22 protein-coding genes and 1 tRNA gene are annotated in these 24682 nt (G+C 40.6%); 2 read left to right on the top strand and 21 right to left on the bottom strand.

Translation table 11 applies throughout. The features are described from left to right. Positions 1-2: 2 nt before the first annotated feature. Together queA and VMX18_00565 are read right to left on the bottom strand one after the other, a co-directional pair. Entirely contained in the window at positions 3-1028 is a 1026-nt protein-coding gene (gene queA, locus VMX18_00570) for a tRNA preQ1(34) S-adenosylmethionine ribosyltransferase-isomerase QueA (protein HUT21882.1), read from the bottom strand. 6 nt (positions 1029-1034) lie between these two features. Further along, positions 1035-1499 carry a redoxin domain-containing protein gene (locus tag VMX18_00565; protein ID HUT21881.1) on the bottom strand — a complete coding sequence of 155 codons (465 nt, stop codon included), beginning with the start codon at positions 1497-1499 and terminating at the stop codon, positions 1035-1037. A gap of 70 nt (positions 1500-1569) precedes the next feature. Here VMX18_00565 and VMX18_00560 point away from each other — a divergent pair, with 70 nt between their 5' ends. Continuing rightward, positions 1570-1797, top strand: coding sequence for a hypothetical protein (locus VMX18_00560; GenBank protein HUT21880.1), 228 nt, complete (start codon positions 1570-1572; stop codon positions 1795-1797). 53 nt (positions 1798-1850) lie between these two features. Here the strand turns inward: VMX18_00560 and VMX18_00555 are convergent, their stop codons facing one another. From VMX18_00555 to VMX18_00505, 11 genes are all read right to left on the bottom strand, one after another. Beyond that, the gene (locus tag VMX18_00555) at positions 1851-2006 is read right to left on the bottom strand and encodes a hypothetical protein (protein ID HUT21879.1); all 156 of its coding nucleotides are present in this window, start codon (positions 2004-2006) and stop codon (positions 1851-1853) included. A gap of 61 nt (positions 2007-2067) precedes the next feature. Further along, the gene (locus VMX18_00550; GenBank protein ID HUT21878.1) at positions 2068-3099 is read right to left on the bottom strand and encodes a cellulase family glycosylhydrolase; all 1032 of its coding nucleotides are present in this window, start codon (positions 3097-3099) and stop codon (positions 2068-2070) included. A gap of 1 nt (position 3100) precedes the next feature. Next, on the bottom strand, positions 3101-3991 hold the full coding sequence (locus VMX18_00545; GenBank protein HUT21877.1) for a hypothetical protein: 891 nt from the start codon (positions 3989-3991) through the stop codon (positions 3101-3103). Between the two features lie 3 nt (positions 3992-3994). Beyond that, entirely contained in the window at positions 3995-4831 is an 837-nt protein-coding gene (locus VMX18_00540; GenBank protein ID HUT21876.1) for a presenilin family intramembrane aspartyl protease, read from the bottom strand. Between the two features lie 4 nt (positions 4832-4835). Further along, a complete protein-coding gene (locus tag VMX18_00535) occupies positions 4836-4961 on the bottom strand; it encodes a hypothetical protein (GenBank protein HUT21875.1) in 126 nt (41 codons plus the stop codon). A 207-nt stretch (positions 4962-5168) separates the two neighbouring features. Beyond that, on the bottom strand, positions 5169-5345 hold the full coding sequence (locus VMX18_00530) for a hypothetical protein (GenBank protein ID HUT21874.1): 177 nt from the start codon (positions 5343-5345) through the stop codon (positions 5169-5171). A 63-nt stretch (positions 5346-5408) separates the two neighbouring features. Then, positions 5409-5969 (bottom strand): dTDP-4-dehydrorhamnose 3,5-epimerase, encoded by a 561-nt coding sequence (gene rfbC / locus VMX18_00525; GenBank protein ID HUT21873.1) that lies wholly within the window; start codon positions 5967-5969, stop codon positions 5409-5411. Positions 5970-6043: 74 nt separating this feature from the next. Further along, on the bottom strand, positions 6044-6385 hold the full coding sequence (locus VMX18_00520; GenBank protein ID HUT21872.1) for a hypothetical protein: 342 nt from the start codon (positions 6383-6385) through the stop codon (positions 6044-6046). 123 nt (positions 6386-6508) lie between these two features. Further along, positions 6509-7408, bottom strand: a complete 900-nt coding sequence (locus tag VMX18_00515; GenBank protein HUT21871.1) for a DUF5677 domain-containing protein — start codon at positions 7406-7408, stop codon at positions 6509-6511. 46 nt (positions 7409-7454) lie between these two features. After that, positions 7455-9725, bottom strand: coding sequence for a DEAD/DEAH box helicase family protein (locus VMX18_00510; protein ID HUT21870.1), 2271 nt, complete (start codon positions 9723-9725; stop codon positions 7455-7457). A gap of 2 nt (positions 9726-9727) precedes the next feature. Continuing rightward, positions 9728-11392: a site-specific DNA-methyltransferase gene (locus VMX18_00505; protein HUT21869.1), complete on the bottom strand. Its 1665-nt coding sequence runs from the start codon at positions 11390-11392 to the stop codon at positions 9728-9730. A 161-nt stretch (positions 11393-11553) separates the two neighbouring features. Here VMX18_00505 and rlmN point away from each other — a divergent pair, with 161 nt between their 5' ends. Next, positions 11554-12672 (top strand): 23S rRNA (adenine(2503)-C(2))-methyltransferase RlmN, encoded by a 1119-nt coding sequence (rlmN, locus tag VMX18_00500; GenBank protein ID HUT21868.1) that lies wholly within the window; start codon positions 11554-11556, stop codon positions 12670-12672. A gap of 63 nt (positions 12673-12735) precedes the next feature. Here the strand turns inward: rlmN and VMX18_00495 are convergent, their stop codons facing one another. The 8 genes from VMX18_00495 to VMX18_00460 all read right to left on the bottom strand — a co-directional run bounded on the left by VMX18_00495 (position 12736) and on the right by VMX18_00460 (position 24628). Then, entirely contained in the window at positions 12736-13707 is a 972-nt protein-coding gene (locus tag VMX18_00495) for a hypothetical protein (protein HUT21867.1), read from the bottom strand. 148 nt (positions 13708-13855) lie between these two features. Next, a tRNA-Trp gene (locus VMX18_00490) sits at positions 13856-13929 on the bottom strand. A 137-nt stretch (positions 13930-14066) separates the two neighbouring features. Then, positions 14067-15233, bottom strand: a complete 1167-nt coding sequence (locus tag VMX18_00485) for a glycosyltransferase (GenBank protein ID HUT21866.1) — start codon at positions 15231-15233, stop codon at positions 14067-14069. Then, positions 15230-16390, bottom strand: a complete 1161-nt coding sequence (locus VMX18_00480) for a glycosyltransferase family 4 protein (protein HUT21865.1) — start codon at positions 16388-16390, stop codon at positions 15230-15232. Before VMX18_00480 ends, VMX18_00485 begins: the two co-directional genes overlap by 4 nt. A 3-nt stretch (positions 16391-16393) precedes the next feature. After that, a complete protein-coding gene (locus VMX18_00475; protein HUT21864.1) occupies positions 16394-17455 on the bottom strand; it encodes a glycosyltransferase family 2 protein in 1062 nt (353 codons plus the stop codon). Between the two features lie 58 nt (positions 17456-17513). Next, positions 17514-18440: an AmmeMemoRadiSam system protein B gene (gene amrB, locus VMX18_00470; protein ID HUT21863.1), complete on the bottom strand. Its 927-nt coding sequence runs from the start codon at positions 18438-18440 to the stop codon at positions 17514-17516. Between the two features lies 1 nt (position 18441). Beyond that, positions 18442-24078, bottom strand: a complete 5637-nt coding sequence (locus VMX18_00465) for a polymorphic toxin-type HINT domain-containing protein (protein HUT21862.1) — start codon at positions 24076-24078, stop codon at positions 18442-18444. Further along, positions 24059-24628 carry a sigma-70 family RNA polymerase sigma factor gene (locus tag VMX18_00460; protein HUT21861.1) on the bottom strand — a complete coding sequence of 190 codons (570 nt, stop codon included), beginning with the start codon at positions 24626-24628 and terminating at the stop codon, positions 24059-24061. The genes VMX18_00465 and VMX18_00460 overlap by 20 nt, the downstream gene beginning before the upstream one ends. Positions 24629-24682 lie beyond the last annotated feature (54 nt).

Here is a 24682-nt window from a genome sequence, read left to right as displayed (position 1 = left end):
ACCTAGAGTATCAACATTGCGTCTCCGAAACTGTAAAATCGATATTCCTCCTTAACCGCGGTTTTATAGGCGTTTAAAATATTTGTTCGGCCTATTAAAGCGGCCACGAGCATCATGAGAGAGCTTTGCGGCAAGTGAAAATTAGTGATCAAACCATCGATTATTTTGAATTTATAACCAGGATATATAAAAGTATTCAATTCTCCGCTCCAAGCTTTTTTAACGGCCTTTGCCCCCATTGCGCCTTCCAGCGTTCTGGCCGTGGTCGTGCCCACCGTAATTACTCTGCGGCCGGCTTCTTTGGCTTTATTTATTTTGTTGAAATTCGTTTGATTGATTTCCACTTTTTCATAATGAAGCTTGTTATCCTCTACTTTGGCCTGGCGTAACGGGCCGAAAGTGCCCAAACCAACATGCAAAGTCACATAAGCGAATTTCACGCCTTTGGCTTTTAATTTTTTTAGAACTTGCTCAGTGAAATGAAATCCGGCCGTGGGCGCGGCCACAGACCCCTGTTTTTTTGCGTAAATGGTTTGATATTGCTTTTTAAGATTACTTTGACTCTCCGAGGATTTTATATATGGAGGCAATGGCACTTGCCCGATTTTTTCCAATTTTTTGCGCAAATCTCCTTTGTATTCAAATTTCACCAACCATTCGAAATCATTGATTTGTTTGCTTAGAACCGCGATTAAAACTTTGTCAAAAATGATTTTTTGCCCGGCCTTTTTATTTTTACCTTTTACCAAGGCCTGCCAAACGTTTTTTTTCTTTTCTTCGAGCAAAAAAACTTCCATGGCTCCTCCTGTTTCTTTTTTCCCCAAAAGCCTGGCCGGAAACACTTTGGTATTGTTAAAAACCAAAAGATCTCCTTTGTTCAAATATTTATCCAAATTATGAAATTTTTCATGCGACAATGCTTTTGTTTTTCTAGCATAAACAAGCAGCCTCGAGCTGTCTCGAGGCGTGGCCGGTTTTTGAGCGATAAGATTTTTAGGCAAATTGAAATTAAAATCGATCACCCTCATAGTCATTTAATCCAAATTTTCTTTTATTTTAGCCATCATTTCATTCATTTCGATAAAATCGTCATAATTATCGCCTTTTTTCGCCCAGACGATTTCATGCTTGGGATTGATTAAAAATACCGAAGGGATTAAATATTTCGCTTGATTCTTTTCTTCTTTGGGAACGCCGAACAGCTCGGACACCTTAAAATCAGGGTCGATTAAATTGGGGAAATCAAGCCGCAAAAAAGTTTTAAGCACGGCCGCGGCCAATCTGGAATCCGGAGAAACCGCAGTTATCTTTACCTTGTGTTTTTTAAAAAATTCGCGCTCATCGCCTAATTTCATTAAAAACTTTCGGCACAACCCGCAGAATTTGCCCCGAAAAAATACTATAAGAGCGAAATCATCGCCTTGCCAATCAAAAAAATCAAACGGTTTTCCGGTTGAGTCTTCACTTTGCCAATTATTGATTGGGATTTTTAGATCCATAAAGCAAAACTATGTTTGACAAACTGATTTTCTAATGTTAATATTTTTTTGTCTAATTGCCTTTATTGGTGTGAGACAACAGGAGGAAGCGGGGATGGCCAATCCGAATGATCCCTTCGAACAGCACAAACAGGTGGTGTTGGGACGCTTGCGCGGAGACAAGGTTCCCGTAAGCAAGTTGCGCGTGTCCGTCGGATACTTCATCGATGGACCGGGAGGAAGGAGAGACCGTACCGCTCGAGCCTTTGCCACTCTCGAGCAGTGGCAAGAAATCATCAGGGAAACCAATTTCCACTGAGGCTCGATAGCCGCCACGAATCCGGTTTCAGCCACGCTGACCGGATTTTTTAATTAACAGCAATCGTCAAGCGACATGCCTTCCAGCTCTTTGAGTTGCTCTTCGAATTTATTCAAACATTCCTGACCGCAAAAAACCTGCTCATGTTTTTCAATGAGATTATTACTTTCTTTGCCGCAAACCGCGCATTTCTTTGATGAAATATTCATAGAAAATCGGTTGATTATTGTAATATATTAAGATATCTTTTCATCTTTGTCAACCAAAAAATCAATTTAACGGAGTAAGCTTTTTCGCCGCTTCAAGATATTCGGAATACCCGTACTCATTCATATAATACCACCACTCCACTCCCCATAAATAATAAGATTCAAAACCCGCTTTCATGGCAAAATCGATATTATCGTTAAACAATTCCACATCAAATTTATTTCTTTGTTCGGATACGGACACGCTGTTAAACGGCACATTAAACCAAGGCTCCATTTGCATTTCAGCCACTATAACCTTATCGACTTTTTTTTCAGCCAACCAAGCTCGCTTCGAATACCATTCGGGCGGCAGAGGCCAATGAAAATCGCCGGTCATGGGCGTGGCGACATCTCTGTACATGGTAATTCCCAAAACATCGGCGCGTGAGCAAATTTTTCTCCAAGTGCTCAATTCCCCGGAATCGGTCAGCATTATCGGCCGATCGTCCAATGATTTCACCAAAGCTATTTCTTTTTCGAAAACATTTGGCTGAGGCTTTTGACAAGTGCCGAAAGGAAAGAAAACCTCGTTTTCCACCTGCCACATGATAATATGTTCATTGTCTTTGTAGCGATTTACAATCAAATCTACCATTTCCAAAAGCTGGACCGTTTTCTCATCATTGCTGATCGTATTGGTCCATCGAGGCTCATAACACTCGGGCCAACGCAAAACTTTTTTGCCGAAAACCAAAATCACGTCAACGTTTCTTTTTGACGCTTCATCAATCATCCAATCCAGATCATTAAAATCATAATCATCGATATCAGGTTCGATTTCATCCCAATAAGCGGCCAGTCTGATGTTTTTGAAATTCAAATTGTCCAAAATATCAAGATAGGTTTTTTGCCAATCAAGTCCCAGTTCTCTGGCGAATCTGGGAGAATATGTCACGCCCCAAGCAGGGTTGTCATTGGCGGACTTTGGCGGAATCAAGGTGTAAAGAAAAAACAACACGCCGGCCAACAAAGCCGCCAGCATTAAGATAACGATAAAAACGCATTTTATTTTTCCATGGCCTTTTTTTTGTTCGATTTGCGAATTTTCCATATCAAATGATTAGAATCAATCCGGTAATGATTATGACTATGGCGATTATTTTTTGAATAACGACTTCCTTGCCGACCTGTTCTTTTAATTGCGGGAATTTTTTAGCCAATAAAACCGCCAAGATCAACAAAAACACATATTGCGCTCCGGCCATGGCATTAACCAAGGCGACCTTGCCGATGGCTACGGCATAACTGACCGAAACGAATCCGGCCGCGGCCAAAGATTGCGCCAATAAAACCAGAAAGGCTTTGTCTTTGGTGGTCTCACGTCTTCTGTTTTTATAATCCTTTAAAATATCGGACAACACATGCGGAAAGAACATTAGCGACACGCTGGCCAATATTCCTCCGACTCTCATGATCACAAAGCCCGAAACAAACCCCGTTTCAAGAAAAATAAATTTGGACAAAAAATAAAAGCAACCAAGAGCCGTCGCGCTAAGCAGCGCCCACAGAATCGAAGTTTTGGATTTTTTGCCTCGCGGCAAATGGTAAAAGATCAAGAAACTGCCTCCCAAAATCAAGAAAAAGGCGAAATACTGCCTGGTTGTCAGAAGTTCAAGGCCGCTCAGCGTAGTTAAGATTAAAACAACCACCGGTATCAAGCCGCCGATGAACGAGGCCACCCTGCTGGCCTGGCCCAGTTGAATCGCTTTGTAATAAGGTATTAACGCGAAAATGTATAAGGCTCCGACCAAAATACCCAGTAAAATTATGGGTTCGCTCGGCCAAACAAATCCGAAAAAAACAAACAACAGGCCGAGACTGCCGAAAACTCCCACCGACAAAGCGTATTCCGTGGCTCTCTTTATCTTTGTCAAAACAAGTTTATCTATAATATTTCCGATCGAAAAAAACAAATAACCAAGTATCGCTAAAAATACCCACATAAGTTATATAAACATGGAAATTAGATATCCCAAAATCGAAAAGAACGCTATCGGAGGCAGAGCTGGCATGGGCGCGCGTTTCTTTTGTATGTTGAAAATCAAGTGGATGCACAAAACTCCGACAAGCGAACCGATGATCACGCCCAAGGAAGCTATCAGGCCTTCCGGCAAGACGCTGGCCGCGAAAATCATGGGCAAAGCAATATCTCCGGTGCCCAAAAACATAAAGCCTTCACCTTGCCTGACCTTCTGCAAGGGCACTGTCCAATTTTTAACATGCTCGGGAATGATAATTGAAAATATCACGCCTCTGGATAAAAGCCCTTTGAACATTTTTACCATCGTTTTAGTTTTATATACGGCGATGTAATCGTAAACCGATAAGACAATCAAAATCACGATGACTCCCATTGGCGTCAAATCCTTGCCGATCGAAGCTGAAATTCCGGCCAAGCCCACAATAATGGCGAGATTATGAATCCAAATGCTGGGGGCTGACAATCTGATTATCAAAATTATTAAAACGCACAGCAAAGCCAATTCGGAAATCAAAAAGGAGCTAAAAACTTCCATGGCTCCGATGGCCACCAGTAAGTAAAAAAACAAGATGAAGAACCTGCCGCCTTTAAGGTATTTTATGGCCAAAAGCACGAAAAGTGTGGCAATCGAAAAAGACAAAACGAAAGTGTACCAAGGAACGGGCATGGTTATTGGAGTGAAGTCTTGTTCTTGCCAAATAACAATGGCTGTAACAAGAGACACCACTTGCGCCAAGGCAAAGGTTAATAAAGTCTGCCACAAAGCCGATAGCTTGGCTTTGCCGTTTTTTGTTTTGCTCATAATTTTATCTGCTCGGCATGGGTATTTCCAAAGCCGCGCTACTCAAACCGTTTTTTAGATATAAATAACCAAAAAAAACAACAATTAAAATCACGATAACAACTATCGTTAAAAAGGTTTTTTCTTTCATATTGTTAAAATTATAGCACAAAAAAAGACATAAAAAAATATTTATGTCCTCAAAAGTGGATATTACTGTTACGAATTACATTCTTCTATTTAGCTTCCAAGCGGTTGTTACGAAATACATGAACTTATAGCTTTATGCCTAAGAATCTTGTAATTAGTAACAAATTACCTAAAATCCAACTAGAATCTTGTAATTCGTAACTCCGCTTCATTTGGTAAATCTGAAAATATTGTCCTTTTCATGAGGCGCGATGAAAAAAATCACCTGACCGCAATCTTCGCACACCCACGTTTGCGGCTTTACGCCTTTTTTATTCCAGGTTTTTCTGTCAGGTTCCAGCGAAAAACCGTGCGCGCCCGAGAATCCGGCTTGCAATTTTGACATAAAAAGTTGATCACTGCCGCAAACCGAACATTTTAAGACAGATGGCGACATATTTTTTTAAAATTATTCGAAATAAAAATCCGATTCTTCAAATCGCGGCCACTTTTGATCCTTGTCCGAAACCAACGGCGCCAAAACGCCCCAATCGATTTTAACTTTGGGATCATTCCAAATAATTCCTCCCTCGTCTTCAACATGATATAAATCAGTGCATTTGTACATAAACCCGGTATCATCCTCAAGGCTTAAAAAAGCATGACCGAATCCCTTGGGAATCCACAGCATTTTTTTGTTGGCCGCTGATAATTCGAATGCTTGCGCTTGGCCGAAAGTCGGAGACGATTTTCTCATATCAATTGCCGCGTCCAAAACCGCTCCGGCCGTGACTCTGATCAGTTTTCCTTGGGGGTGTTTTTTTTGAAAATGAAAACCGCGCAACACGCCCTTTTGCGATTTCGAATGGTTGTCTTGAACGAATCTCAAGTCCAGGCCGAATTCCTTAAAAGCGGTTTCATTATACGTTTCCAAAAAGAATCCCCTCTCATCTCCGAAAACTTTAGGTTCGATAATAAAAACGTCTTTGAGCTCGGTTTCGATAAAATTGAAATTGCCGCAGGTTTTCATATTATTTTATATAGTCATTTTACCTTTTTTTCGCCTGAAATTCAAACTCCATGATCCCTAAACAAGTCACTCACTTAGTCAACAATCTTATGTTGTTCAGGCGTCCATTTGGGCGCATTTACCAATGCTAACAATAATTGACTTCCTTCCACCCAATAAACTTCGCTTTTTTCAAAGAAGTATAAATCGCCTTCATTAATTTTAAAATCTCCTTTTTCAGAATGAATGATTCCGGAACCGGAGATAGCAAAATATATTTCTTCACATTCCAAATTTGTTACTCTTTTCCGTTCCGGATAGCGACCATTGATCAAAGCGGTCGCATAGCTGAAATCTTTACTTGGAAATTCATATTCCCAAACCGCGCAGTCTTTGGAATTTTCAAATTTTTTAGCTTCTGTTTTTTTTATGAGCATATTATTGAAATTTTGGAATTTCAGCTAACTGCATTTTACCCTTTCCCCTCCCAAAACTCATTTTTTTAGCTTTTGGGCGGAGGGCAGAGGGGAATAAAAGGGGTGAATGCCCCCTGTAGCCATTTATTTATTGGAAATGCTCTCTTCGTGAGCAGTATCAACTTTATTATTAAGTTCTAGTAGTCCACTAATTCTATCCACGAGAGCCACAAACACTTCACTATCATGTATAAAATATTTTTTGATATAAGATTGTATGGCCGTTAGAATTATGAGGTTAATGGGACACAGTAAACGTGCGTCTGTAACAGTAGGCTCTGGTTTAGGCCTAAAACCGTCATCTGTTTTTTCTAAGTGGTGAAGTATAAGATCCACCCAAGTGCCATGTATAGCGTGGGATGGAATTCCTTGGAAAAACGGATAGAATGACTCCATCCCCATTATAGTAAGAATATCTTTGTAATTCTTCCTTTTGGGAATCGATGTAAGCTCGCTTACTTCTTTTATCCCAGAAGTACGAAAGGTTAGGTTAATTGAGTTGAGCATTCTTTTTTCAATTGGTAATGTCGATCCTCTTTTGCTAATATTTTTCTGAATTGAATCATATGCCTCCTTTTCTGGTTTAAGACTTGATTTAACAAATTCTTCAAAATCCAGTTCTAATGCTTCTTCGCAAAAAAATTTTAAGTTTATTGCTGATTCAATAATACACCTATTCAAACTCATTATGACTTCGCCGTGCTCTCTTTCTTTGTCACACAAAAGTGCTAAAACCGATGACATAAATTTTGATATCCTCACGATTAGGCCAATACCTATTGCCTGATCACGTGGTAATGCACTTCTTTCTGGCTGATAAGACTCATATAAATGGGATGCCAATACAGCAACCATTGCAGTTTCTCTATATAAATCAAATGCGGCTTTTGATAAAGCTGACTTAGAACTCACATCAAGTTTAGAAATATCTATAGGTGGGCCGATTAATTCGTCTATAGTTATTTTAGTAAATTCTTCACTCATTTTAATTTATATTATTTTCCGTCATTTTTAATGCTACTTAAATATTTTAAAGTCCTCTTAGGCTGTTCAACACATCTTCAATATTCCCAATATGAACCAAGAAGAAATGCAGTTTGCCCTTAGCGAGTGCTGCCCATTTGTTACTAATATCAACTTTGTATTCTGTATCCTTGTTGCTAACCCGATCTTCGCCTTTCCACTCTAACGCAATAATATTGCCTTTTTTTGTATAGACGACAAAATCGGGATAAAATTTATTTTTCTTCCAACCAATAATATAGAACGGATCAGTCTTTTCTCTATTGCGTATCCAAAAATCAATGTTCGGTAAAGTCTCTAAATCCAGCCGGTCAATCAAATTCAATTCTTCTTTATTCAATTTACCAACTTTTTCATAGTATGATTTGTTGAATTCTTGAGGCATTTCCTGATCCAAAATAATTGTCTCGGGATATTTATCAAACGGTTTAACAGTAATTTTTTTGGCAGACAATGCTTTATCAAACTGAGTTTTACTGTGTGCTTCCAAAATGCCATCTATTACCTCGCCGAGCTTATTAAGTAAAACATAGCGATTAACTGACAATTCAATCAATGATTTTTTCTTTAGTTGATATTCCAAAGCGTTATCAATAAAATTTACTTTATCAGGTTGAGCCAGGAGGGTGTAGCGTAGCTTTTTGTCTAACCATTGCACTAGTTCCTTTTTTGAGAAGTTTTTATCTTTATAGGTGAGCTTTAAGAATTGTTGAGCGCCCTTAATCCATTTGTCGGCTTGAATATCGATAATCGCTCTGCCGTCATTATCATAATGAATTTCAAAATCAAACTCAGCGTTTTGTTTGGCCAGCTCAAAATCTTCGCCGATCAGTTCTTCAAAGGTCAGTTTTTCATCCTCCAAGCTCATCATCGGAACGGCAAAATTCTTTTTCACGGCTCGGTTTACTTCTTTCGGGTCTTTTGCGGTATCGCCGTTTGATGAAGCGCCGATCAAGTCCAGTTTGCTGTAGCCGTTTCTTTCTAGTCCTGAAATGATGTTGCTGGCTGCCTCATTGAAGTTTTTGGCGGAGGCGAAAATGTAAGAGCGGTTTAATGCCTCGTTTTTCTTTCGTTTGGCATACGGCATACGGATAATGCGTCCGATGATCTGTTCAACGGCTATTTTTGCGCCGACATTGGCAACGGAAATGAGAACATAGGCAAAAGAACAGTCCCATCCTTCGGCGAGCGCACTAACGGTTATTATGTAGCGGATTTTACATTTCTTGCTAAATAAATCAACGCCCTCTAAATCGTTTCGGTCGGATGTTTTGATCGCAATTTCTTCTTCGGAAATTTTGGCGGAAAGTAAATATTCCTTGATTTGATCAACAGTTACGTTGTTTTGCGTTTTGCTTTTTGGCTGGGCTTGGATTAGGGCAATTGGACGGATATATTCGCCTGTATTTTTCTTACCTTCTTTTTCAATTTCGGCTCGCTTCTCAAGACCGCGGGCAACGGCGTTTTGCCATTGGGCGGAGCTTTCAAGTACAAGTGGAATTTTCACCATCTGCTCGTCTTTGAGTTCAGCGGGGGAAATATCCACTAAAATATTACTGCCGGAGCGTGGTGTTGCAGTGTATTCAATTATAAAACTTGGATTCAGACTATTGAGAAAATCCATTGAAAGCTCGGTCTTTGTTTTGTGACCTTCATCAATCACCACAAGCGGGTTGCTCATGCGGACGACATTTGCGAGGGAATTAATAATTGTGCCTTCCTCGTCTTTTTCTAGGTCGTCTCGGTCATCAAGATTTTCAAAATGGCTCAATAGTGCGCCATTTTCTTGATAAACCTTGTATTTCTTTTGGAGCGTTTTTTCTTTTCGGAAAGCCTCCAAACTGGAAATGATAATGCAAAGATTGTCCTGAACATCCTCTTTTCTGATTCGCAATGCTTCCTCGTTTGAAAAAATACGCACGCTGTTTTGAAATGCCTCGTCCAAAACCTGCCTGTGCCAGTCGTTGCGGTCTTTAAATTTTTTGAGTGTTTGGGATTTGATAGCCTCGGACGGCACAAACCACATCACAATTCCTCTATCCATTTTGTGCTTGAGGAAAGAGCGCATGATTTCGTTGATAGCATGACAGCCGACAAGCGTTTTTCCTCCGCCAGTCGGGATTTTTACACAAACGAAAGGCACATCACCGAAAAAGTCGCCGTGATACGGTCGGTCGGTTTCACCCATGAAAGCATATTTTGGCCCGACGGCCTCTATGCCTTTGAGGTAGGCTTTGAGCTTGTCTAGCGCTGATTGTTGATATTTTTTGAGTTCCATAATTAGTAAACTTTAACTTCGTAAGGAATTTGTTTGAAGATGATGTTGTGGCTCTCAAGTGTTGCCTCATCAAGCAAGCATTTGTCGGCGTAAATTATTTTTGTACCGTCGGTTTTTCGTAATTTTTTCAGAAAAGATTTACTCAATACATTTTCGCCCTTCTCTTTGTATATCAAATAATACTCGGTTTCTGCGTATTCGCCGATAAAATTTCCCGATACATTGGCAGGGTCTATGTTGGTTTGCGTTTCAGTAAAGTAAATGTAGGTTGCGAATTGGTCAAAGTCGCAAGTGTCCTCAATTTGGCCTTCTTCATCAAAAAGTGGTTTGCTGAGTTCGCAATATTCGAAGCCGTCTTTATAATCGTATTTTTTGATCGCTCGTTTTACTCGTTCCGCCGTAATATCTTTGGCAACATTGTCCTCCATTTCAACGAGGATGAATTTGCGATTTCCTTCATCTTCTTTGTTTAAGTCCAAAACGGCGTGACCTGTTGTGCCGGAGCCAGCAAAAGAATCAAGGATTGTTATGTCCTTTCTTTCAAACAAAGTAACTAATAGTTTAATCAGGCCTATATTTTTTGGGTTATCGAAGGGGATTTTTTTAGCGCCAAAAAGATTTTTTAATTCAGTACCTGCCGAAGTAGTTTTAACATCTATTTGGTATTCCTTTTTTTCGTTGTCTATAACTGCTACATATTTACTATTGGTAACTAGGCTTTTAATCCTAATTTTTGTACTAAAGTTCTTTTCATATATTTTTCCGTTTTTAAAATCCAGAGCATCATTTTCAAAAAGTTGCTTAATTTTTGACGCTGTATAGGTATTTAAAACAAATTTATCTTCAAAATATGAATAATATCTTTTGTAACCTTTATTTAGTAAATCTGTATTTTTATCATGAATAGATCTCTCTTTCACGGTGATTATTTCATTTTTGGATTTGTTGTAATAGACGCTATAGTGTTTACTCGATTCAAAATTTTCAACAACGGGATTAAATTTGTTTTCTCCTACAAGCACTCTTTTCCCACTGTTGTGTACATAAACTCCATTTTCATCAAGCGCTAAATCTTTTGCTCCTTTAGGAATATTTTCTACAAAATAGCTAATATTTTTATCCTTGGCATATATTAAACAATATTCATTACTGACAGAAATAAAAGCCGAATTTTTTCTACCTTTAGGATTGTTTTCAATTGATAACATCGAAATAAAATTTGATTCTCCAAAAATTTCATCACAAAGTAATTTAAGTTGAGCGAACTCATTATCGTCAATGCTAATAAAAATAATACCGTCTTGACTTAGTAAATCTTTTAGAAGCTTCAACCTTGGATACAACATGCAAAGCCATTTGTCGTGTTTGCAAAGATCATCTCTATCTACTATCTTTTTTAACCACCTTCTAATTTTGGGTGAATTTACTTTATCATTATAAACCCACTTTTCAGACCCAGTGTTGTACGGTGGATCAATATATATACACTCAATTTTACCTGTGTAATATGGCATTAAAGCCTTCAAGGCATGTAGATTGTCGCCATGCAAAATGAGATTTTGAGAATTGCCTACGGAAGCGGACTTAACTTTTTTGAGTAATCGAAAAGGAACCTCTTTGTCGTGGTTTATTACTGCGTCTTTTCCAATCCAATTTAATGTAGGCATAAGCGTATTTCGAATTTATTTCTGTTGTATTATAGCGCCTTAGCTCTAATTATAAAATAAAGTTTTGGAGCGTAGCGTGAAAATTCCTTATATCCCCTCTATAAAAAAGAAAAAAATCCACTTTCTTTTAAAAGCTCTGACGATAGCCCCAAAAGTAAAACATGTATCTCGCACAACCATATTTTACCCTTTCCCCTCCCAAAACTCAAATCTCGCCTCAATTGACCGAAAAACAATTTAATGTTACAATTTGGTTTATGGATATCGACCAATTGCGACAATTTCTAAAGGATTCAAGTCAACCGAAATTTCGATTCGGCCAGATTTTGAATTATTATTTCACCAAAAACGCGTCTTCTTGGCTTGATTTTTCCATTATTTCCAAGGATTTGAGACAGTCCCTCCAAGACAACGTGGGATTTTCTTCAGTGAAAATAAAAGACATTGCCAAGTCCAAATACGCCGAAAAACTGGCCTTTGAGCTCATTGATTCCGGAAATATTGTCGAGGCCGTAATTATTAAAAATAAAGATGATAAAAATACGGTTTGCTTATCCTGCCAATCCGGCTGCGCTCTGGGCTGCAAATTCTGCGCCAGCGGCGCCATGGGTTTTCAAAAAAACATGACTGCGGAACAAATCATTGATCAATTGCGAGAAGTCAATTCTTATTTGAAATCAACAAACGAAAGCGTCAATAATATCGTGTTCATGGGCATGGGCGAGCCGTTCATGAATTATGACGAAGTGAAAAAAGCCATTGATTCGATTCACAATCTCATGGATATAGGCTGGAGACGAATTTCCGTTTCCACTTGCGGGATCCCGGCGAAAATTTTGGAATTCGGTCGAGACTTTCCCCAAGTCAACCTGGCCATATCGTTGCACGCGGCCGGAGACAAAAAAAGATCGTTTCTTATGCCGATCAATGGTAAATATCCGCTGAAGACGTTAATGAAGACTTGCGAAAAATACGTCAACGCCACTCGGCGCAAATTATTTTTCGAATATATTGTAATCCCCGGATTCAACGACAGTCTTGAAGACGCCAAAAAACTAAACAGCCTTCTTTCTCATCCTCTCTATCATTTGAATATAATCAAATTTCACGCGACCGATATTGTCGCTGACAAAAATAAAATAAACTGGCATTCGACAACGGAAAATGAGATGAATGCATTTGAAAAACTTCTGGAAAATCAAAGAATAAAATTCACGGTCAGGAAAAGCTTCGGCCAAGGCATTCAAGCGGCCTGCGGCATGCTGGCGCATAAAATTTAAATATTCTTACAAATTACATCCATTTGTAGCTTTATGCTTAAGAATATTGTAATTCGTAACATTTTATTTGGAACAAAACCAAATTGACGTCAGCGCGGAATTTTCATCCATGCAGTTGTCTTGCTTGCAAACAAGTCCTTCTTTCTCCTGCGCGGCTTTTTCATTTTCATCATCGAACGCCACGTATCCCCACTCCTCATACGGCAATTCACACGTCCATTCCACTTTGGTGACTTCGGGCTGGGCGTTCACGTCGTCCGGCGAAGAATCCGAGAATTCAAACGGCATCGGATAACACTCATATCCGGCCGGCTCCAGCTGTACCACCTGCAAGGGCAAACGATCTTGATCCCAGTCCTCGCGGCCGGTCATGGTAACCTCGGTGTAGGCGGTATCGTAAAAAACTTCCTTGCCCTTTAACGGGGTGGTCGCGCCGCCGAGCAGATTGGCGCAGCTGATGGCGTTTGTTCCCGCGCCGTCCAAATCTGATTTGATAGCAATACTTTTATACATCTTTTCGAAATCTTTTCCGTATTGCGTTTGATCATCTCGGGTCGGATAGACGCAAAAGAATCCCAATCCGGTGCTTTTGCCCAGAGTATAAACAGCCTCTCTGACAATCGCGCCTTCGTCAAACGACATTTTCATTGCCGGCCAACCGTCGAGCTTTGTCGCTTCTCTGGTCAACAGATTTATCGGCTCTTCCTCGGTCGATAACTCTTTGGAAGCCGTGACCAGCCAATCAGAAAATTCATCGATCGTCTGCGGCTCGCCGTTGTCGTTTACCAACGCATTTTCAAAACCGTAAACATAGCAATAAACCTTTTTATCCGGTGAAAATATTTCCCTGCCCGCGTTATTTGTCTCCTCCGCTCCCAAAGTCCAATCCGCGGGATAATTCAAGCTGTACTGATAGCGCGAATTTTCGTAAATTTCTTTTTTATAAACTCCCTTGATCGCCAAAAAATAAATCAAGGCGGCGGCGATGATAACCGCGACCGCGAGCAAGATCCATTTTAGATTGGATTTTTTCATAATATTTGAAAATTAATTAAAATCATTGCTATTATAACACGCTCCTTGCAACAAACGAACCAATTTGTTGATAAACAAAAAAAATCAGCATTTGGCTGAAATATTGCTCGCGAGCCACGTCGTTCACGAACGACTGTGGCGAGCGACGTGGCAGGGGCGGTAGGAATCGAACCCACGCAAACGGTTTTGGAGACCGTTGTACTACCACTATACGACGCCCCCGTAATCAAATCGAAATCGTTATGATTATATCATTATTATTGAAATATGACAACTTAAGAGCAGAGAGTCAAGCTCTCTGCCGGGTTAGGTGGTATGTTTTTATGCGATGCTGGCTCCCAGCCGGCTGTCTATTACTATTATTGAAACACGTCCAATAATTTCTCCAAATATTGTTTCGAATTAAAATCACCTACCGTGCTCAGACAATTTTGGGAGAGTTGGCCGTAATTTTGCGTTGCCATGGCTTTTTGAACCGCCAGAATAAGCTGGTCTCGATCACCCGCTTCAAACACAAAACCCGTCTCCCCTTCTTTCACCAATTCTCCAATGCCGCCGATCTTCGAGGCGATAACCGGCATTCCTTGACTGAACGCTTCATAAATCACGGTCGGAGAATTTTCATAACAAAGAGACGGAACGACCAAAAAATCAGACGTCGCTATCAAGTCTTTGATTTCCATCGGAGCCAACTTTCCCAAATACTTAAATCTTTCATCTCCGCCGAGCAGAGACTTAACCTCGGATTCTTTCGAACCGGAACCGGCTATGCTTAAAATAAAATTTCGTTTTGATTCCTTCAAAGCGTTTATTAAAAATAATATGCCTTTGTGCTCCTCGATTTGTCCGACAAAAAGCAATTTCAAAGATGACGATTTTTCTTTCGTAGAATTTTTAATTTCAAATAAAATCGGATTGGGCAAAACCTGCGTTTTGGATTTTTTAAAAAATCCTTTGACCAAATAAAAATCAAGCAGCCAATTTGATGGCGACACGACTTTGGTCGGCGAATTGAAAAGCCTCTTATTCAACCAAGAATATATTTTTACCGGCCAGCCCGCCACTGAAAAAGTATTTTCCTCGCCCTTGATAATCAAACCACTCGGCGCGGCCAGCTGAACATCGTGCAAAACATGAGTCCATTGGTATTTTTTCAAAACCAGCGGAATTAAAAACCCCAAGCCCATTAAATTGTGCGAGACAACCAAATCCGGTTTTTCTTTTTTTAGGATTTTCCTGACCCTGAAAAAATTGACCAAATTGATTTGATCTAAATAATGCCAAATCAGTCTGGCCAAAACGCCATGCCTAAAATCGTCGAGATAATAATATATGTTGGCCGAAGAAAGACGATAAATTTTTAATTCGTTTTTTTGCTCCACTGAAATTTCAGAGCCGTCAGGCTTTGAAGAAATCACAAAAACCTCATGATTTTTCACCAGAAATTCCGCTTGCGCTTTGGCGATTTTTTCCGCGCCGCCACGCTGATAAGGAGCGAATAAATTACTGATAATGGCGATCTTCATAATATCTCCAAATATGCTTCTTCCAGTTTTTTCACGATTTGAGGCCAACGATACTTCATATTCGCCACCTTGGTCGCGTTTTCTGAAAATTGCGCGTATAATCTGGTATTCTGCAAAATAATTTTAGCCTTATCCGAAATATCCTTTGAGTTTTTTGGCTCAAACAAAAGGCCGTTTCTGCCGGAATCGACCACTGTTCTGACACCTTTCAAATTTGAGGCTATCACGGGCTTGCCGGAAGCGAGCGCTTCCACTAAAACAATGCCGAAAGCTTCCGATTTATCAACGGATGGCAAAACGAATAAATCGCACAGCGCGTAATAATCCGGCAATTGGTCGCTCTCAATATAGCCGGTGAAAAATATTCTGTTTTCTTGGCCGATCGATTTGGCTTGCTCGATATATGTCTTTTTCAAATCCCCTTCCCCGACGACGATCAATTTGTAATTTGCGTCCAAATACTTCATGGCGTCAATCAAATAATTCACGCCTTTGAAATAATGAGCCGCGTCCAGACCGCCGACAAACAAAAGTATTTTGTCCTCAGGTTTTATTTTGAACCTTTTCAGCAAATACGGATCTTTGGGTCTGACTCGATAAGTTCTTTTCACGCCAAACGGCAATTCCAAAAACTTGGCCTTATCTTTCAAATAAAATTTCCTGATAGAGCTATCCATCATGTAATCGATGGAGGAAACAACCACCTTGTCCGCGGTTTTAATGATTCTGGGCGTCTGCCAACTGGCGTAATATTTCAATAATTTGCCTTTTACTCCTTCACCCACGAAATCCATGTGATAGCTCACCACCAACTTCTTTATAAATCTTTTCTTGCGCAAACTGTTAATCACCTCTGTGCCGCCGATAAAAGGATAATGCAAATGCACAATGTCGTATTTGTTTTTCAATCGCCAATACAAGTTGGGGACCAAGGAGGCGTTGCCGGAACGAATAAGCGGCCTTAATAATCGCAGATTGTAATTGCGTTTATAATCCGGATCGACATCGAATCTGGGCACGAAAACATCGACTTGATGACCCAAACGCGACAATTCGGACGCATAACAATGCGCCACCACTCCGATGCCGCCTCCGTACGGAGGCACCACGCACACTACTTGCGCGATTTTCAAATTTGACTTGTCTTTAGCGCTCATATATTACCAAAAAATTAGATATTTCGTTATTTTCCAATACAAATTAAACAGCGGATTGGCAACGTATTTGAGCAATGGATTTTCAATCTGCTGATATTCTATTTTGCCCACGAATTTTTTCGTAAATTCCCTGTCTTTGATTTTTCTCAAACGCTGAATTGCTCTCCTTTTTTGAAAAATCAATTTCAAATTTTTCAAGCTGAAAAAATATCCATAAGCTTTCAATTTGGCGCCAAACCATTTATTCATTATTTCAAAAGGCAACATGCCGATTTCCATCAAAACAAAGGCGGGGAAAATGATAATCAAAGTCGGCCAGCGCAAAAATTCCAATAAAAATCTTAACCTGTTTCTCTCCATGAAATACACTTGACGAATTGATCGGCCGAATTCATGTTTATGATAAATTACTGACTTTGGCGCCAAAACCAACCTGTATCCGGCCAATTTTATTTTTTGGCTCAATTCAATATCATCATGGTACATGAAATAAGTCTCATCGCATTGACCGATCTCCATGAATTTTTCTTTTGAAATTAAAAGTCCGGCTCCGGCCGCGGAAATAATATCCGTCGTCTCCATGGAAATATCGTCAACCTTGCCGTCGCCGGCGCAATAGCCGAAGCCCAGAAACGTCAAGGCGTTGCCGCCCGAATTCAGATAGTATTGCCCGTTTTGGGGCGGATGCAAAAGCAATTTTGATTGGACAATGCCGATTTTATCATCGCTTTTATAAACGCTCAAGGCCTCATTGATAAACTTCGGATCGAAAATCGTGTCCATATTGACGAAAAAGAAATAATCGTCAAACCCGTCCTCCATTGCCTTTTTAACGCCGACATTATTGCCATGTCCCCAACCATTGCCTCCGGAAGGCACGATGACGGCCTCCGGCGCCAATTCCTTTATGCTCGCCACCGTTTCAGGAGAGCTTTCATTGTCCACCACGTATAACCGCCAATTTTCGTTGGGATAATTTATTTTTGATAAAGACTCCGCGCTTTCTTTTAAAAACCGCTTGGCGTAGTCCTTATAATTTATCATGATTATGGCGATTTTTTCCATATAAATTGATTGTACCAAAAAAAAGCTTATTTTTCAAGCTTTTTTAGGACTATTTTTTTTATTTTGAGAATAAAATCGAAAAGTAACCGGTGGAGCTGTTTAATTCATGGCCTACAAAATCCGAGGAGTTGGCATGACCTAAAATTATGTCATTCGTCGCCTTAGCCAAATCGAGACTGCTCATCAAGGTCGAAAGCGCGGCCGGAGAATCAAAAAAATCATTATTGAACGTGGATAAAAAATCAAAATCAAGCGCCTTGATCGCTTCCAATGTTTTCGAATCATTTTGATTGGCGCTGCTTGTGGAAAGGTAATGGGAAAAATCTATTGACGCTATCAAGACGGTGTTTGCTTCGTCCAAATATTTCGACAACGCATTGCTTAATTTCAGATCCTGCTTTAAATCATGTTTCGAAGACAAACTTAACGCGGCGACTTTGGCTTCCGGAAAATAATATTTTATCAAAGGCACGATGTAATTTATGCCATGTTCATTTTTAATGTTTTCATAATCATAAGACAGCAAGCCGGCCGACCTTAAATCCTCCAATATCGATTCATCCTGACTCAATCTTCCGAATATAGTGTCATACTCGGCCAGACTGCCAATGGCCTGGGACAAACCGATGTCAGAATGATTCGGCGAAATTAAAATCAATCTGTCGACTTTTTGATTTCTTGAAATTCTATACAAATTTTCAGCGGTCATCCTTATTGCCAAATCATGATGCGTGACAATTGCCCCTTTGATAAGTCCGTATTGTTTTATTTCCACGCTTTCAGCGAACAACAAGGCCGGATACAAATAATCCGGGTTTAACTCCGCTTTGATTATCTGACCGCTCAAAATTTCTTGAACGGGTTGTTCAGTCTCATCGGCAGTAACATGGTTTTTTATTTCAGCCCCGCTTAAAAAAACAAAAAACATACCGGCAGCAACCGCCGCCGGTATGAGAAAAATTAAAAATATTTTTCTGATTGTCATGTTATTTTTCAATGGTTATCCTCGAGCTTTCCGAATATCTTTTCAATTCGCTTGATTTAATCGATTGCAATAAAACCGGCTCAGCTTCATATTCTCCGGGATTGACCACTCTGGCGAAATACGTGAATTCCCCGTTGTTGCAATAATTGGAATAAGTCGTCTTCCAGACGCCGAATTTGACTCTTTGACCGCTTATTTCGTATGGATATCGCAAACCGCAAGCCGAGGAAATAAATTCCCGATATCTGCTGAAGGGGTTGGTAACGATTCTCAAACCGCTGGGCAAAGAATCGACCACCTCATATTCGCCTTGCACGGCGGCCGCGTCGAAAGAATAATTAATTCTAACCTGCACCAAGTCAGTATCCTTGAACGTATTGGTCTTTTTACCGTTGACATAATACTCTCTTGAAATTTTAAGGCCGTTTTCTTCGGAATTAACGGCCGTGGCCGCGATTTCATAACCGCTCACCACGCCTATTTTGCCGGAAATGTTACTGAATTTGATTTGGCTCAATTGTTCCGGAGAAAGATAGATTTGATGCCAAGATCCCTTTTCCAGCGAAATATTTTTCACTTCTCCGTTCAATTCATAGGAAAAAGAAGATTCTCCCGGTCTGAGTTGGTCGATCGAAAACGTCGTGTACATCAACTGCTCAAGATTAACCAAAACTTCATCGGTTCTGTTGTCTCTGACATATCTCCAAAGAGCTTCGTGAGATTCATGATTCAATCCTCCGGCCAGCACCGCCGCCAAAGATGTCGCCCGTAAAATATCGTCTTGATCCGAACCCGCTTTCAACCAAGCGTATGGCGCCTTTTCATCGCCATAATCGTCCAACAGCTCTTTTAAGATGGACCTGGCCGATTCTCCGTCGCCCAGCTTTTCCAGCGCCAAACCTATATACAACTTTTCAATGACCGGCAAATCTTCTATTTTCGCGAAAGCTTGAACGGGCAATAACACGGGCTCGTCCAAACCGGCCAGACCGAACAAAGCCAGCGCCACTTCTTCTCGCGTGGATTTATCGCTATTCAATTTTGCGTAAAAATAATTGGCCAAATTATTTTTATCGAAATGATCGGCCGCCACCGCCGCTATCTTCGCGGTTAACTCGTAATCGCCGCCGCTGTACGGGAACAAACTGATGCCGGTTTTCGCGTCTTGATACAAACTCGCGTCAAGATCGTCGGCCTCGTACTTATTTTCATTGAAATATTTCAGGAGCAATTCATCGCCGATAATTCTGGAAAGCTTTTGATCCACTCTGTCGCCGACCGTCCAAGACATCTTTTGCAATGTCCAGTAAAAGCTGCCTTGATTCAAATCGCTGAAAGTCAGCTTGGTCAGGCCCGCAGCGCCGCCTTCGACCTTCAAATCATCTGACAAAGTATAGAATCTTTGCGCGGATTCTCGAAGCCGCGACGCCAAGACCGTTATTTTCTTTATCATGCCGTCATTGCCTTTCGAGCTCTCTACTCCCAATTCCAACTCGTGCTGTCCTTGCGGCATTGATTCTATTTGATAATAATTCGGAACAAACGCCGCTCCGGCAATTCCCTTTTCATTGATACCGAGCGTTTCGGATTTCAGATTAAACGACACCGGATCTTTGGAAGTCAACTCCGTTCCGTAAGCGGTCATTTTAATAATCGGTTTGTCCTTAGATAAATATTCCGAAGAAACATTCGGTTGCACGAAAACCGGCAAACTGACCGGGATATTAATGACTGATGAACCGGCGAAGAGATCCTGATTGATCGCCTGGCAGGTCACGCGCCAGGAGGTCAAATTGTCCGGCAAAGTGAAGCTTACCTGCCCCTCCCCTTTGGCATTCGTGGAAACGGTTTGAAACAAAGCCACGTCCAAAAAATTGACTCGAGCGCCGCCTTTTTCATTATGGACGTAAATGCCATTGGCGAAAAAAGTGTGATACTTCTCAATATGCAAATTGTAAACTTTGACGATTTCCCTTTCATAAGCGATTTTCTCAATTCTGACCAATTGTCCCGATTCGTCCATTAACATATCATTGACTTTCGCTTCCCCGATCATCTGCCAACCGCTATTGATGAACATTCTGTGCTCGGGCGTTACCCGCAAGGAATCATTAATCAACAAATATCCCGAAACCGTGTGCTCGAATGTTTCGACCACTTTCGCGGAAACGGTTTTTATTGCTCGTTCGTTTTCGAAAGTTAAAATTTCATCGCCTTCTTTGACGTCTTCAATATTTTTCTTGGAGCCATCAGCCATGGTTATCTTGGTGCCGGCGGCAAAGCAACCGCCGCCTTCAGCGCCTCCTCCTCCCATAAACTTCACATAATCGTGAGATTTATAGGTGCTTATCAAACCGGTGGAAACCGGCTCGTACAAAGTGTCCAGGGGCATGACGGTCTGGTCGCTCAGACTGAAAAACGCTTCATCCACCAGACTGAAATTTACGTCGGTTTTTTTGGCTTTATTGTTTCGATCGGACACTTTTACATCCAATGTTACTTTTTCGCCAGGTTCGTATTTATCTTTATCAGCTTTGACCGCGATATTCAATTCTTTGGACAGACTGTTGTATCTGGCGATAATACTTTGAGAAAATCCCAAATACCAATCCGAATTGGCCTCATGATACGCCTGCCCATCGAAAAATACTCCTTTCACGTTCACGTTGGGAATATGTTTTTCTTCAAACTCGAAAGCGTATTCCGCGGCATCGCTAACAAAGTAATTCATCAAGCCTTTTTGAAGATTAAGGTAAAGATAATCCTTGCCTCCGGCGGGCAGTTGCACACCATCTTTATTGAAAGAGACATCAACTTTTTCTCCCAAATCAAAGGTCGCCGAATAATCATCATCTTTATTTTTAAATTTCAGTTCGTATTGAGAAAAAAGAGACGGCTGATAATTGCCCGACATGTACGCGTCGGCGATTGTTTGTCTTCCGGCCGCATCCTTGGTTAAAATTTGCACCTGATAACTTTTTTCGGGGTCAATATTCAATTCGAAAATATGTTTGCCATTGGCGTCGGTTTTTCCATCATAAACCAAAACCACATTTTCTTGCCTGTCGTAATCATAAGTTTTTTTGACAACTTTATTGATAAAATCGTAATATTCCCCGGTTTCGTTTTTGACATAAGTGATTTCCGTGACCGCCGCCTGAAATGTCGCGTTGGCGACCGCCGTCTTGGACTCATCCTCGAAAACGGGCGCGTTGTAAATGGAAGCTTCACCCGCGTTCAATTCATCAAAATCAATGTTATTTATTCTAGTTTCAATTTTGGCCTTATTGTTGCCGATGGCCTCGAATCTGGCGCCGGCTTGAATGGCGGCGTTATAAAGTCTGATTGTCACCGTGTCGTAAATATCCGCTTCTTCGGAATCGAGCTGAGAAATATTAACATTCCGGTATGAGCTTTCGTAAAGATGGCAACTCGCGGTTTTGATGCAATCGTCATTAAGCTTGGAGGCGTTTGTCGAGATGGTTATCTTGGCGTCGCCTCGCGCGTCCGTCTTTATTGTTTTATCTTCTTTATCGGCATTATAGCTAAGCGCCAGATTAGGCACCGGGGTTCCTTCGAAAAAAGAAGCGTTAACATCAATATTGATGGGCTCGCCGGCGATAATGGCTTTTTTCTCCGGCACTATGTTCAGGCTGTATGCCGGCTTAATGTAATCTTCGATCGAGATGGATCTTCGCGAAACCAAATTATCATTGATATAAAAATCCAAACTGTAATATCCGGGAGTCAAGCTTTTCAGATCCATCTTGCCTGAAAAAGTGCCGCCTCCGGAAACCTCGGCGACAACCTGATTGACGTCGATTGATTCGTAATAATAATTTTTGTAATCGAATTCCGTAAGAGAAATTTTCACTTTATCTATATTTTCCTGGCCATTGCGACTCTGCGCGAATCCCCAAAAATTAAGGGTGTCATTCGGTTTGTACATCGATCTGTCGCTGAAAAAATAATTCCAATATTGATCGCTCTCATTTTCTCCCAAATAATAATAATCGGCGCTCAATGGGATAATGACAGCTTTGTTATCGGCCGATATTTTCATCAAATAATTATTTTCCAATCTTTGCTCCTTGATCTCCGTTAAGCTTAAAATTTTGCCCGTATCGATCGTGGCCACTCCGTTTTTGTCCGTTTTGGCGCTGACAGAGGATCCGACAATTTGAACATCGGCGTTGGCGATCGGCTCTTTGGTCTTTAAATCATTGACCCAGACCAAGATTTTATTTTCCGAAAGCATGCTGTACGCGGAAATATCGGTCACCACGAAATATGTCTGCGCTCGGCGGCCTTGATAATCCACTTCAGCCAAATAATAACCGGCGGACAAATTTTCAGGCAATAATAAGTAATTGGAATAACCGTACTCCTGCAATGCCAGCTCGAAGGAATCGGCTTTATTCAACGCCGATATATCGTACGAGTACATTCTATTGCTGTAATAAGCCCAGGAAGGAATGTCATTGACCTTGTTGATCGCGTCAACAAATTGATTTTCGCTTTTGAACGAATAAATCGTCATTGGAATTTGAGCCGCGGTCTCCAATTCGTTGCCATATGAATACACCTGAAAAGCGGCTTGATTTGAGGTCGTAAATTCCATGTAGTTGTCAACAAAGCTTACGCCGCTGTAATAATTTTTATTGACCGATGAGGTGGTTTCAAATTGAAAAACATAATCGTTCTCCATTTTGCTATCGGATCCGGGCAATTCAATAGCCTTTTTTACCGTGACCGTATAAATCGTGCCGGCGCTCAAACCTTTGGGCACGAAAACCACGGTTCTTTTATGTTTTTCAAATCTGCCCTCCACTTTAGGTTCAATCAAAATATTCTTTTCGTAATTTTTGATGTCTTCATGACTGAAAGTCACTTCGATTCCGCTGTTCAACGGAACATTGTACGCTTTGTCTTTCGGCAAAGTGTTTATGATCTTAAATTGATCCTTCACCTGAAAAGCCCATGAAAAATCGCGAGCGATAACAATGCCGTTATCATTGACGTAAGCGGCTTCGATTTTTAAATTATAAACCTTTTTGCCTTCGAGAATGTTTTTCGGAGTCACCTTAAATTCATAATCGCTGATTTTTTCAAAATCAAACTCGGTTTGCGGGATCAAGCTGATATTTTCCTTCAATAAATCGGAATCGAGTTTGTCTTTACTTTTAATAATGAACGCGGTCGAGGTTTCAACTCCGATTGAATCGCTCAAAGTGGGCTGGACATCGAAATTATCCTCGGCGTGAGCCGGACTTATCATCAGACCCGAGAGAGTTTTGAATGGTCCGGAAATTCTGGAATCCGGCCAAAAATGGACGGTGGTGAAAACAATGGCGATAATTAAAATAAAAGCCATGACCGGCGCGAAATTTTTGGGCTTGATCGCGCTGATGACCTTGCTGAAATCGAACTTATTCATACTTTGTTTGGCTGATCTGGCCGCCAAGATTTTCGACTTTAAAGCCTGTTGAAAATCTTGAGAAGCAGGTTCAGCCTTAAATTTAGCTTTGTTAATCATATCTGCTTCTTTCAACGGCTCAGTCTCAAAATCATTACGATTTTGAGAATTTATTTCTTGATTAAAACCGTCATTTTTTAGGTTATTTTCCATGTTTTTCATATAAATTTTTAAAACTTTTATGCGCCCGATGCAATAGCACCCGAGCGTTATTTTCAGTTATTTTAAAAATATCCGCTATTTCAAAAGTGGATAATTCCGCAAAATACTTCAAATTTAAGACTTTTTGATAGTTTGGCTTGAGTTTGGCAATAATTGATTGAATTTTACCGCGATCTTGATCGACTTGGATTTTATCTTCAATCCCCTGCATTTTGTCGGCCGGTTCAGCCACTTGATCAATATCGACAATTTTTCTATTGGCCGCTTTTCGATAAAAATCAGTCAGATGATTGGTGGCCACCCTATAAAGCCAGGTCGAAAAACCAAAACCGCGAGCCGAGTATCGTTCGAGATTGCAAAAAACTTTCATGAAAATTTCCGACACCAAGTCCTCGGCGGTTTCTCGGTTGCCGACTCTTTTAAAAATATAACCGTAAATTTTCGGAAAGTAATAGCCGTACAAAACGCCGAAAGCTCCGTCATCGGTCTTGGCGCGCTCCACCAAATCCGCCTCATTTTCGAGTCCTGTCTTAAATTCCGTTTCCTCCATAGATTATTGGAATAAAAAATATTTAGCTCTCTAATTATATCAAAAATTCATTTA

This window comes from Candidatus Bipolaricaulota bacterium (assembly GCA_035528115.1).
In the GTDB taxonomy this organism is placed as follows: domain Bacteria; phylum Patescibacteriota; class Patescibacteriia; order UBA11705; family DATKZF01; genus DATKZF01.
Note: the sequence above shows the minus strand (reverse complement) of the source record. Positions and strands in the feature narration are given on the sequence as shown.

What these genes read in the sequence shown, in the direction of transcription:
- queA (HUT21882.1), bottom strand. Translation starts at nt 1,028, where the DNA reads ATGAGGGTGATCGATTTTAATTTCAATTTGCCTAAAAATCTTATCGCT.
- VMX18_00565 (HUT21881.1), bottom strand. Translation starts at nt 1,499, where the DNA reads ATGGATCTAAAAATCCCAATCAATAATTGGCAAAGTGAAGACTCAACC.
- VMX18_00555 (HUT21879.1), bottom strand. Translation starts at nt 2,006, where the DNA reads ATGAATATTTCATCAAAGAAATGCGCGGTTTGCGGCAAAGAAAGTAAT.
- VMX18_00550 (HUT21878.1), bottom strand. Translation starts at nt 3,099, where the DNA reads ATGGAAAATTCGCAAATCGAACAAAAAAAAGGCCATGGAAAAATAAAA.
- VMX18_00545 (HUT21877.1), bottom strand. Translation starts at nt 3,991, where the DNA reads ATGTGGGTATTTTTAGCGATACTTGGTTATTTGTTTTTTTCGATCGGA.
- VMX18_00540 (HUT21876.1), bottom strand. Translation starts at nt 4,831, where the DNA reads ATGAGCAAAACAAAAAACGGCAAAGCCAAGCTATCGGCTTTGTGGCAG.
- VMX18_00535 (HUT21875.1), bottom strand. Translation starts at nt 4,961, where the DNA reads ATGAAAGAAAAAACCTTTTTAACGATAGTTGTTATCGTGATTTTAATT.
- VMX18_00530 (HUT21874.1), bottom strand. Translation starts at nt 5,345, where the DNA reads ATGTCAAAATTGCAAGCCGGATTCTCGGGCGCGCACGGTTTTTCGCTG.
- rfbC (HUT21873.1), bottom strand. Translation starts at nt 5,969, where the DNA reads ATGAAAACCTGCGGCAATTTCAATTTTATCGAAACCGAGCTCAAAGAC.
- VMX18_00520 (HUT21872.1), bottom strand. Translation starts at nt 6,385, where the DNA reads ATGCTCATAAAAAAAACAGAAGCTAAAAAATTTGAAAATTCCAAAGAC.
- VMX18_00515 (HUT21871.1), bottom strand. Translation starts at nt 7,408, where the DNA reads ATGAGTGAAGAATTTACTAAAATAACTATAGACGAATTAATCGGCCCA.
- VMX18_00510 (HUT21870.1), bottom strand. Translation starts at nt 9,725, where the DNA reads ATGGAACTCAAAAAATATCAACAATCAGCGCTAGACAAGCTCAAAGCC.
- VMX18_00505 (HUT21869.1), bottom strand. Translation starts at nt 11,392, where the DNA reads ATGCCTACATTAAATTGGATTGGAAAAGACGCAGTAATAAACCACGAC.
- rlmN (HUT21868.1), top strand. Translation starts at nt 11,554, where the DNA reads ATGTATCTCGCACAACCATATTTTACCCTTTCCCCTCCCAAAACTCAA.
- VMX18_00495 (HUT21867.1), bottom strand. Translation starts at nt 13,707, where the DNA reads ATGAAAAAATCCAATCTAAAATGGATCTTGCTCGCGGTCGCGGTTATC.
- VMX18_00485 (HUT21866.1), bottom strand. Translation starts at nt 15,233, where the DNA reads ATGAAGATCGCCATTATCAGTAATTTATTCGCTCCTTATCAGCGTGGC.
- VMX18_00480 (HUT21865.1), bottom strand. Translation starts at nt 16,390, where the DNA reads ATGAGCGCTAAAGACAAGTCAAATTTGAAAATCGCGCAAGTAGTGTGC.
- VMX18_00475 (HUT21864.1), bottom strand. Translation starts at nt 17,455, where the DNA reads ATGGAAAAAATCGCCATAATCATGATAAATTATAAGGACTACGCCAAG.
- amrB (HUT21863.1), bottom strand. Translation starts at nt 18,440, where the DNA reads ATGACAATCAGAAAAATATTTTTAATTTTTCTCATACCGGCGGCGGTT.
- VMX18_00465 (HUT21862.1), bottom strand. Translation starts at nt 24,078, where the DNA reads ATGAAAAACATGGAAAATAACCTAAAAAATGACGGTTTTAATCAAGAA.
- VMX18_00460 (HUT21861.1), bottom strand. Translation starts at nt 24,628, where the DNA reads ATGGAGGAAACGGAATTTAAGACAGGACTCGAAAATGAGGCGGATTTG.